This window comes from Sandarakinorhabdus sp., from assembly GCF_041689835.1.
Classification (GTDB): Bacteria; Pseudomonadota; Alphaproteobacteria; order Sphingomonadales; family Sphingomonadaceae; genus Sandarakinorhabdus.
Genome location: NZ_JBDNFM010000120.1, coordinates 1 through 9,996, shown reverse-complemented (window position 1 = coordinate 9,996; position 9,996 = coordinate 1). Strand labels below are relative to the sequence as shown.

8 protein-coding genes and 1 pseudogene are annotated in these 9,996 nt (G+C 65.6%); all 9 read left to right on the top strand.

Annotated features, from left to right (window positions below):
• The coding region (locus ACESL8_RS06460; protein WP_372917016.1) for a penicillin-binding transpeptidase domain-containing protein at positions 1-647 on the top strand (647 nt) is incomplete at its 5' end.
• 4 nt (positions 648-651) lie between these two features.
• Positions 652-2,097, top strand: a complete 1,446-nt coding sequence (locus ACESL8_RS06455) for a UDP-N-acetylmuramoyl-L-alanyl-D-glutamate--2,6-diaminopimelate ligase (protein WP_372917014.1) — start codon at positions 652-654, stop codon at positions 2,095-2,097.
• A complete protein-coding gene (gene murF / locus ACESL8_RS06450) occupies positions 2,094-3,479 on the top strand; it encodes a UDP-N-acetylmuramoyl-tripeptide--D-alanyl-D-alanine ligase (protein WP_372917012.1) in 1,386 nt (461 codons plus the stop codon). The genes ACESL8_RS06455 and murF overlap by 4 nt, the downstream gene beginning before the upstream one ends.
• Entirely contained in the window at positions 3,476-4,549 is a 1,074-nt protein-coding gene (mraY, locus tag ACESL8_RS06445) for a phospho-N-acetylmuramoyl-pentapeptide-transferase (protein ID WP_372917010.1), read from the top strand. The genes murF and mraY overlap by 4 nt, the downstream gene beginning before the upstream one ends.
• Positions 4,550-4,652: 103 nt before the next feature.
• Entirely contained in the window at positions 4,653-5,924 is a 1,272-nt protein-coding gene (murD, locus tag ACESL8_RS06440; RefSeq protein ID WP_372917008.1) for a UDP-N-acetylmuramoyl-L-alanine--D-glutamate ligase, read from the top strand.
• 14 nt (positions 5,925-5,938) lie between these two features.
• Positions 5,939-7,150: an FtsW/RodA/SpoVE family cell cycle protein gene (locus ACESL8_RS06435; RefSeq protein ID WP_372917006.1), complete on the top strand. Its 1,212-nt coding sequence runs from the start codon at positions 5,939-5,941 to the stop codon at positions 7,148-7,150.
• Positions 7,147-8,283: an undecaprenyldiphospho-muramoylpentapeptide beta-N-acetylglucosaminyltransferase gene (gene murG, locus ACESL8_RS06430; RefSeq protein WP_372917004.1), complete on the top strand. Its 1,137-nt coding sequence runs from the start codon at positions 7,147-7,149 to the stop codon at positions 8,281-8,283. Before ACESL8_RS06435 ends, murG begins: the two co-directional genes overlap by 4 nt.
• Positions 8,280-9,752, top strand: a complete 1,473-nt coding sequence (murC, locus tag ACESL8_RS06425) for a UDP-N-acetylmuramate--L-alanine ligase (protein WP_372917002.1) — start codon at positions 8,280-8,282, stop codon at positions 9,750-9,752. The genes murG and murC overlap by 4 nt, the downstream gene beginning before the upstream one ends.
• A gap of 11 nt (positions 9,753-9,763) precedes the next feature.
• Positions 9,764-9,996: pseudogene (locus ACESL8_RS06420) on the top strand (UDP-N-acetylenolpyruvoylglucosamine reductase); the annotation flags it as partial.

Sequence of the window (9,996 nt, the reverse complement as noted above, 5' to 3'; positions counted from 1 at the left end):
GCGAATATCTGGACAAGCTGGGCTTCCTCAAGCCGGTGGAGGTCGAGCTGAAGGAAAAGGCCCGGCCGCAATATCCAGCGCTGTCGAACTGGGGCCAGCTCGCCACCATGACAATCAGCTATGGCCACGGCCTCACCATCTCGCCGCTGCACTTGGCCAATGGCTATGCGACGCTCGTCAACGGCGGCGTTTATCGCGCGCCCACCCTGCTGAAGCGTGATGCTGCCAGTGTGCCGCCCGGCCGCCGAGTGTTTTCGCAAGAAACCAGCATGGAAATGCGCCGGCTGCTGCGGCTGGTCGTCACCAGCGGCACCGGCCGCAAGGCCGACGTGCCGGGCTACCGGGTGGGCGGCAAGACGGGAACAGCCGAGAAGATCGAGAATGGCCGTTATGTGCACGGCCAGAACGTGGTCAACTTTGCTGCCGTCTTCCCGGTCGATGCGCCGCGTTATGTTGTTGTCGCGATGATCGATGATCCGCGCGGCAGCAAGGCAACCTATGGGTTCCGGACGGCCGGCATGGTGGTGGCGCCGGCCATCAACAACATCATCCGCCGCATCGCGCCGCCGCTCGGCGTGGTACCCGATTCCAGCCGCGATCTTGACCTGTCGGGCCTGTTGCCCGCCAGGGCCGACGCGAAGGAATAGCGCCGTGCGGCTGGGCGCGCTCATTCCGAAGGCAGGCGGCAAAGCCGGTGATGCAATCGTCACCGGCTTTGCGCTTGATCACCGGAAGGTCGCGCCCGGCACGATCTTCGGTGCATTTCAGGGCGCGCGCGTGAACGGCGAGGATTATATCCCCGCCGCCATCGCCGCCGGTGCCATCGCCGTGGTGGCGCGCCCGGAAACAGCGGTCGATGGCGCTTTCCATGTTGCCGACGCAAATCCGCGCCGCGCCTTTGCCGCGCTGGCAGCGCGGTTCTTCGCGCCCTTCCCGGCCACCACGGTGGCGATCACCGGCACGAACGGCAAGACCAGCACCGCCGAACTCACCCGCCAGCTTTGGCAACTGGCCGGGCATCGTTCGGCAAGCATCGGCACGTTGGGCGTCACCACCGGTTATGACAGCGTGAGCTCAGCCGATGGCACTGGCGGGTTGACCACCCCCGATCTCGTCACCTTCCTTGCCACCATGGCCGGGCTGGCGCGCGAGGGCATCAGCCACGCAGCGTTCGAAGCATCAAGCCACGGGCTGGATCAGCACCGCATCGAAGGCCTGCCGGTGATGGCCGGCGCCTTCACCAACCTGTCGCGCGATCATCTTGATTACCACGGCACCATGGCGGCGTATTTTATCGCCAAGACCCGCCTGCTGGCTGAGGTTGTGGATGAGGGTGGCAGCGCCGTGATCTGGGCTGATGACGGCGACTGGTCAGCCCGCATGATCGCTGTGGCCCGCCAGCGCGGGCTGACGCTGCTCAGCGTGGGTGAGGCCGGCGAGGCATTGAAATTGGTCAGCCGAACGCCCACACCATCCGGACAAGATCTGGTCGTGGCAGCCGGCGGCGAGAGCCACCGCATCGCACTGCCGCTGATCGGTGCTTACCAGGCTGCAAACGCGCTGGTCGCTGCGGGGCTGGTAATCGCGTGCGGCGGTAACCCCAAACAAACGCTGTCTAATCTGGCCCGCGTGGCCGGTGTGCGCGGCCGGCTGGAGCGCGCAGTGATCACTCGCACCGGCGCCAGCGTCTATGTGGATTATGCGCATACGCCCGATGCGATCCAAGCGGCGTGCGCGGCGCTTCGCCCGCATGTTTCTGGCCGGCTTATCATCGTGTTTGGTGCCGGCGGCGATCGTGACGTTGGCAAAAGACCACTTATGGGCGAGGCTGCGGCCGCCCATGCCGATGTCGTCGTTGTAACCGACGATAATCCCCGCAGTGAAAACCCTGCGGCCATCCGCGCTTCCATCCTCTCTGCCGCGCCCGGCGGACAGGAGATAGCGGATCGCCGCCGGGCGTTATCTGCGGCCATTACCATGGCCCTTGCCGGTGATATCGTGCTGATAGCCGGCAAGGGCCATGAGCAAGGCCAGATCGTGGGGACACGGGTGCTGCCATTCGACGACGTGGCAGTGGCGCGGGAGTGCGCGGCATGATGCTGTGGTCCAGCGCAGCCATCGCCGCTGCTTGCGGCGGCACGGCACACGGCGAATTTGCTGCGGACGGCGTGACCTTCGACAGCCGCGAAGTGGTGCAGGGCGATTTGTTTGTCGCGCTGAACGGCGAGGCCACCGATGGTCATCGTTTCGCAGCCAGGGCGCTGGAGCGCGGCGCGGCCGGCCTGCTCGTGAGCGAGGCTGTCGATGCGCCTCATGTGCGTATCGCCGACACAATGGCGGCCCTCAATGCGCTGGGCGCCGCCGCGCGGGACCGCAGCAGCGCGCTGCGCATCGGTATCACCGGCAGTGTCGGCAAGACGGGGGTGAAGGAAGCACTGAACGCCGCTTTGACCCGATTTGCGCCAGATGCCGTGCATGCCAGCGTGAAAAGCTACAACAACCACACCGGGGTGCCGCTAACCTTGGCGCGCATGCCGACCGATGCGCGATTGGGCGTGTTCGAAATGGGCATGAACCACAGCGGCGAACTGGCCGAACTGACCCAATTGGTGCGCCCGCACATCGCAATCGTCACGTGGGTGGCATCCGCTCACCGCGAATTTTTTGCCAGCGAAACCGATATCGCGCATGCCAAGGCCGAGATTTTCGCCGGCCTGCCCGCTGGCGGCACCGCCATCATCCCGCACGACAATTCGCACGCCGATCTGCTCGCCCGCGCCGCCCACGCTGCGGGCGCCAAGGTCGTGCGGTTCGGCCTGAACGACGGCGCGGATGTGTATGCCGAAAAAGTGGCGCTGCATCCTGATTGCAGCTGCGTCACCGCTCGCATCGGCAGCGAGGTGCTCACCTTCAAGATCGGCATGGCGGGCCGTCACTGGGTAAACAATGCGCTTGCCGTGCTGGCCGGGGTGCAGGCCGCTGGCGGCGATCTGGCACTGGCCGGGCTGGCGCTGGCCGACATGAACGGGCTGCCCGGCCGCGGCCGCCGCCTGCGTGTTGCGGCGGGTGGCGGCCAGGCCATCGTGATCGACGAAGCCTATAACGCCAATCCGGCCAGCATGGCGGCAAGCCTCGCAGTGCTGCGCGATGTGGCACCGGCTCGCGCTGGCCGCCGCCTGGCATTGCTCGGCAGCATGAAGGAACTGGGCGCGCTTTCGGATGAATTCCACGCCGGGCTGGCACCGCACATGGCCGAAGCCGGGGTGGCAGCCGCCGTACTGGTGGGCGCCGAAATGAAGCCGCTGGCCGCCGCGCTGGGGCGCAGCATCGATGTGCGCCATGTCGCCGATGCCAGTGCCGCCCGTGTCGAAATCGCCCGACTGATCGCCGCCGATGACGTGCTGCTGGTCAAGGGCTCCAACTCGATTCAGCTCGCCCGCGTCATCGATGCGCTGGTGACCGGAGACATGACGCCATGATCAAGCTGCTCGCCGAGCTTTCCGTCTTCGAAGGCCTGTTCAACATTTTCCGTTACATCACCTTCCGGGCGATCGCGGCGCTGATGACCAGCTTGGCCATCGCGCTGATCCTGGGACCGCGCTTTATCGATATGCTGCGCTCCAAGCAGGGCAAGGGCCAGCCAATCCGTGAGGACGGGCCTGAATGGCACCTGCTCACCAAGCGCGGCACGCCGACCATGGGAGGACTGCTGATCTTGATCGGGATGACCACTTCCACCCTGCTGTGGATGGACGTGGGCAACGGTTTCGTCTGGTCGGCGCTGCTGGTCACGCTCGGTTTTGGCGCCGTCGGTTTCATGGACGATTTCGACAAGGTGACGAAGCAGAGCCACAAGGGCGTATCGGGCAAAGTGCGTCTTGGCCTCGAATTCCTGATTGCCGGCCTCGCCTGTTCGTGGATCGCCAGCCGCACTGGCTTCACGCTTTATTTGCCGTTCCTCAAGGACGCCGGGCTGTATCTGGGGCTGTTCTACATTGTTTTTGCCGCCTTCATCATTACCGGCTTCGGCAATGCCGTGAACCTCACCGATGGTCTTGATGGCTTGGCCACCATGCCGGTGATCATTGCGGCGGCGGCATTTGCAGTGATCGCGTATCTCGTTGGCAATATTCGTTTTTCCGATTATCTTGGCATCCACCATGTGCCGGGTTCGGGTGAGCTTGCCGTGTTCTGCGCAGCGCTGATCGGGGCCTGCCTTGGATTCCTTTGGTTCAATGCGCCGCCGGCGATGGTGTTCATGGGCGACACCGGCAGCCTGGCGCTGGGCGGCGCGCTCGGCACAATCGCAGTGATCACCAATCACGAACTGGTGCTGCTGGTGATCGGCGGGCTGTTCGTGCTCGAAACCCTGTCGGTGATCATCCAGGTGGCGAGCTTCAAAACCACCGGCAAGCGCGTGTTCCGCATGGCGCCTTTGCACCATCATTACGAAAAGAAAGGCTGGAAAGAATCGACTGTGGTGATCCGCTTCTGGATCATCGCCATCCTGCTCGCCTTGGCGGGCCTGGCGACACTGAAACTTCGGTGATCGCCATGCCTGTCCGCAGCGTCCTCTCCCTCACAACTTCATCCCCCGCACCGCGTGTGCCGCTGCGTAATCGCGGCGCACGGGGGGGGAGGACGCTGCACCCATGATCACTTCGCCTGCCTTTGCCGGCAAACGCTGGGGCGTGCTGGGCCTCGCCCGCACCGGCCGCGCTGTGGCCGCCGCGCTGGCCGCGTCGGGCGGCGAGGTGTGGGCGTGGGATGACGGCGAAGCAGCGCGGGCCGCGTATGATGGCGCACTGGTCGATCTGAACACGGCGGAGTTGTCGGGCTTGGCCGGCATCGTGGTGTCGCCGGGCGTGCCGCATTCGGCGCCGATCTTTGCTGCTGCTGCCCGTCATGGCGTGCCGGTGATCGGCGATATCGAGCTGTTCGCCATGGTGCTGCCCCCGGCCCGCATTGTGGGCATCACCGGCACCAACGGCAAATCCACGACCACGGCACTGCTGCATCACCTGTGCGTCACGGCCGGCATCCCCGCTGCAATGGGCGGCAACATCGGCCTGCCCATCATGGCGCAGGAGCCGTTGGCGGCCGGCGGCGTGTGGGTGCTGGAACTGTCGAGCTATCAGCTGGAGATCACCCACAGCCTGGCCTGTGATGTCGTCATTCTCACCAACATCACGCCCGATCATCTGGAACGGCACGGCAACATGGCCGCCTATGCCGGAGCGAAGGCGCGGCTGTTTTCCATGCAACAGGACGGCAGCACGGCCATTGTCGGCACGGCGGCACAGACGGCTTTCGATGTGCAGGGCGGGCGAGGGCAGACGGTGCTGATCGAGGACGTGGCGCTGCCATCTGCCCAGTCGGAGTGGCCGGCGCTGAAGGGCGCGCACAATCTGGAAAATGCCCGCGCCGCAATTGCCGCGGCCCGCGCGCTCGGCATTGCCGACGATGTGGTCGCGCGCGGCCTGGCCTCATATCAGGCGCTGGCGCACCGCATGGAGCCGGTGGGCGAAAAGTGCGGCCTGTTGTGGGTGAATGACAGCAAGGCCACCAACCCCGACAGCACCGCCCCGGCGCTCACCGCGTATCCGCGTCTCCACTGGATTGCCGGCGGCCGGCCCAAGCTGGATGCCGCCGGGAAGGCCGATCTTTCGGCTATACTGCCGCATCTGGGCCAGGTGGTGGGCGCCTATTTGATCGGTGAAGCCGCGCCGCAATTTGCCGAGCAATTGCAGGGCCGCCTGCCCGTCACCCGGTCGGGCACGCTGGGTCAGGCGATTGCGGATGTGCTGGGTGCGGCCAAGCCCGGCGAGGTGGTGCTGTTCAGCCCAGCCGCCGCCAGCTTCGACCAGTTCAAGGATTTCGAAGATCGCGGAGCCGCCTTCCGGGCGGCCGTCGCGGCGTTGTGAGAGGGAAGCCGGCGATGGCTACAGTCAACACTCGCAGCCCCGGTGGCCGCACCCTGTCCGCCGCGCTTACCCGTGGTGACCGATCGACCGTCGGCCGCTGGTTCTGGACCATCGACAAGACGCTGTTGATCATCATCTTCGCGCTTGTTGCCGCCGGCATCGTCGCCGTTGCAGCCGCCTCACCGGTTGCTGCCCGCCGGCTGTCGGGCACCGCTTTGCGCTATGACGATCTGCATTTTCTGTATCGCCAGTTGGGCTGGGTGGCGCTGGGCTTGCCGTTGATGCTGTTCACCTCGATGCTCGATCTGCGCCTGCTCAAACGGTTGGCGGTGGTCGGCACGCTGGCTTGCCTTGTTGCGCTGATCCTGGTGCCGTTCATCGGCGGCGGTGCCAACGGCGCGATGCGCTGGATTCAGTTGCCCGGTTTCCAGTTCCAGCCGTCGGAATTCTTCAAACCCTGCTTCATCGTCACCACCGCCTGGCTGCTGAGCCTCAAGGTAGAGGATCGCAGCCTGCCCACCATGCAGATGAGCATGGGGATATTGGGTGTGGCGCTGATCTGCCTTATCGCCCAACCGGATGTGGGCCAATCCGCTTTGATTGCAGCGGTTTGGTTGGTACAGGCGATGCTGGCTGGCCTGTCGCTTTCCATCATCGGCTCGCTGGCGGGACTTGGCCTGATCGGACTGGTGGCGGCCTATTTCACTCTTGATCACTTCGCGACCCGCATCGACAAGTGGGTCCTTGGAACGGGTGACACGTTCCAGATCGACAAGGCATTGGATTGCTTCCGCGCCGGCGGCTGGCTCGGCACCGGGCCGGGCGAAGGCCGGATGAAATTTCGCCTGCCCGAAGCCCAAACCGATTATATTTTTTCCGTTATCGGTGAGGAGTTCGGCCTGATTGCCTGCTTCATGCTGGCCGGGCTGTTCATGGGACTGGTGGTGCGTGCCCTGCTGGTGGCGATGGACGAGGACGACCCGTTCGTGTTCCTCGCTACGGCTGGCCTTGCCGCACAATTCGGCTTTCAGGCAGCGATCAACATGATGGTGAACCTCGCGTTGCTGCCATCCAAGGGGATGACCCTGCCGTTCATCAGCCACGGCGGCTCTTCCTATCTTGCGATTTGCGTCGGGGCAGGGCTGCTGCTGGCTCTAACCCGTTGCAATCCCTTTTTAAAGGGGCAGCCTTGGGCCAAGTCGCCCGGTCGCTTGCGGGCCGCATGACAGGCAATCCCCGCCCCGCCACCCCCGGCCCCAAGGATTCTGGGGCAGGCACCTATGTGCTGTGCGCAGGGGGCACCGGCGGGCACATGGTGCCGGCGCATTGCCTGGCGCTGGAATTGATGGCGCGCGGCCACAAGGTGCATCTGGTGACCGACGAGCGTGGGCTTCGCTTTCCCGGGCTGTTTCCCGGCGTGCCAATGACTCAGGTGGACGCGGCTTCCACGGGCCGCAGCGGGTGGCGCTCGCTGCCGCAGGTGGCGCTGGCGATCTGGCGGGGCCGCAGCACGGCACGTAAGCTTTTCAAGGACATGCGCCCGCGCGCCATCATTGGCTTTGGCGGCTATCCGGCGCTGCCTGGCCTGCTGGCGGGGCTGTCGCTGTATCTGCCGTGCCTGATCCACGAGCAGAATGCCGTGCTCGGCCGCACCAACCGTTATCTGGCACCGCGGGTGCGCGCGATTGCCACCAGCTTCCGCCAAGTGCGCCGCATGGAGGGCAGCTGGCAGCGCCGCGCGCATTTCATCGGCAATCCGGTGCGACCCGAAGTGCTGGCCGCCCGCGACGTGCCATTCGACGAAAACGCTGGCCGACTGAAGATTCTGGTGACGGGGGGCAGTCAGGGGGCGGCCATTTTGAACCGGGTGGTGCCGGCGGCTGTCGGTTTGCTGCCGGCCGCTGTCCGCGCGAAACTTGACGTCACCCACCAGGGCCGCGACGAGGATCGCGGTGCCATGCTGGCCGCCTATCGCGCCGCCGGGATCGAGCCGGTGATTGCCGCCTATTTCCCCGATCTGCCCGCGCAAATGTCGGCCAGCCATATCGTCATCGCCCGGGCCGGCGCGTCGACCGTGGCGGAGCTGGCGGTGATGGGCCGGCCATCGATTCTGGTGCCGCTGCCGATCGCGACCGACGACCACCAAGCCGACAATGCTGCCGCGCTGGTGGCGGCCGGCGGGGCACAGATGATCCGCCAGGATGAATTTTCGCCAGAGCGTTTAGCCGAAGCCTTGACGGGTTGGCTGGCAGACCGGAAAGCGCTGAGCGAGGCCGCCACAGCGGCGCGCGCCGCCGGCCATCCGGAGGCCGCGACACGCCTGGCCAATCTCGTCATTGCCACCGGATTGATCGCATGAACCCCATCACCGTTTCAGCCCCCACCATCCGCCTGCGCCCGGGCTTCCGCACCGATGTCGGCGTCATCCACTTTGTCGGCATCGGCGGCATCGGCATGTCGGGCATTGCCGAAGTGATGGCCAATCTGGGTTTCGAGGTGCAGGGCAGCGATGCGGCCGAAACCACTGTGGTGGAAGGCCTGCGCCAGAAGGGCATCACCGTTTTTATCGGCCAGAAGCCGGAAAATGTCGCCAACGCCGCCGTTCTGGTGACCTCGACGGCGATCAAGGCTGACAATCCGGAAGTTGTGGCCGCGCGCAGCCGGCGAATCCCCGTGGTGCGCCGGGCTGAAATGCTGGCCGAACTGATGCGGTTGAAAAGCTGCGTCGCGGTGGCCGGCACCCATGGCAAGACCACCACCACCTCGATGGTCGCCGCGCTGCTGGATGCCGGCGGGCTGGACCCCACCGTCATCAACGGCGGCATCATCAACACCATCGGTTCCAACGCCCGGCTGGGCACGTCGGACTGGATGGTGGTGGAAGCCGATGAAAGCGACGGCAGCTTCCTGCGGCTCACCGGCACCTTCGGCATCGTCACCAATATCGATCCCGAGCATCTGGATCACTGGGGTGATTTTGAAAAGGTGCGCGAGGCGTTCCGCACCTTTGTTCATGCCGTGCCGTTTTATGGCGCCGCCATCCTGTGCATCGATCACCCTGAAGTACAGGCGCTGATCCCCAGCGTTCCCGATCGCCGCATCATCACCTATGGTTATGCCGCCACCGCCGATGTACGCGGGCTGGATGTGCAGCCGGTGCCGGGCGGCAACCGTTTTTCCGTGCTGGTGCGCAGCCGCGCCGGCGCGCATGATACGCAGCGCCGCATCGACGGCTTGATGCTGCCGATGCCTGGCCGCCACAATGTGCAGAACGCGCTGGCCGCCATCGCCGTGGCGCTGGAACTGGGCGTGGATGATGATGGCTTGCGCGCCGGCCTTGCGCGCTTTGGCGGGGTCAAGCGCCGTTTCACCAAGGTAGGCGACGTCGCCGGCACCACCATCATCGATGATTATGGCCACCATCCGGTGGAAATCCGCGCCGTTCTGGCGGCGGCCCGCGAAAGTGCGGGCACTGCAGAAGGGGGGGGGCGCGTGATTGCCGTGGTGCAGCCGCACCGTTTCACCCGCCTGCGCGATCTGATGGGCGATTTTTGCGCCGCGTTCAACGATGCCGACATGGTTTATGTCGCGCCGGTTTATGCCGCTGGTGAAGCACCGATCGCGGGCGTCGATGCCGCTGCGCTGGCCGCCGGGCTGGTCGCGGCCGGGCATCCGTCGGCCGAAACGGTGACGGGGCCGGACAATCTGGCCGCGGTGCTGGCCGGCGCGGTGCAGCCCGGCGATCAGGTGATTTGCCTGGGCGCCGGCGACATCACCAAGTGGGCGGCGGGGCTGGCCGAAGCCATTGCGCGGGCGAAGGCGGGATGACGGGCGAGCCCATGCTAACACCCCGCGGCAAGCTCACGCCGTCGGCCCCCCTCGCACCGCTGGTCTGGTTCAAGGCGGGCGGTGCGGCGGATTGGTTGTTCGAGCCCGCAGACATTGATGATCTGCGCGCCTTCCTGAAGGCGCTGCCGGACGATGTGCCGGTGATGGCGCTGGGGCTGGGCAGCAATCTGATCGTGCGCGATGGCGGGGTGCCGGGCGTGGTGGTGCGGCTGGGCAAGGCGTT

Excerpts from the sequence above, each read along its gene's own strand:
- murF (WP_372917012.1), top strand. The coding sequence starts at position 2,094 with ATGATGCTGTGGTCCAGCGCAGCCATCGCCGCTGCTTGCGGCGGCACG.
- mraY (WP_372917010.1), top strand. The coding sequence starts at position 3,476 with ATGATCAAGCTGCTCGCCGAGCTTTCCGTCTTCGAAGGCCTGTTCAAC.
- ACESL8_RS06435 (WP_372917006.1), top strand. The coding sequence starts at position 5,939 with ATGGCTACAGTCAACACTCGCAGCCCCGGTGGCCGCACCCTGTCCGCC.
- murD (WP_372917008.1), top strand. The coding sequence starts at position 4,653 with ATGATCACTTCGCCTGCCTTTGCCGGCAAACGCTGGGGCGTGCTGGGC.
- murC (WP_372917002.1), top strand. The coding sequence starts at position 8,280 with ATGAACCCCATCACCGTTTCAGCCCCCACCATCCGCCTGCGCCCGGGC.
- murG (WP_372917004.1), top strand. The coding sequence starts at position 7,147 with ATGACAGGCAATCCCCGCCCCGCCACCCCCGGCCCCAAGGATTCTGGG.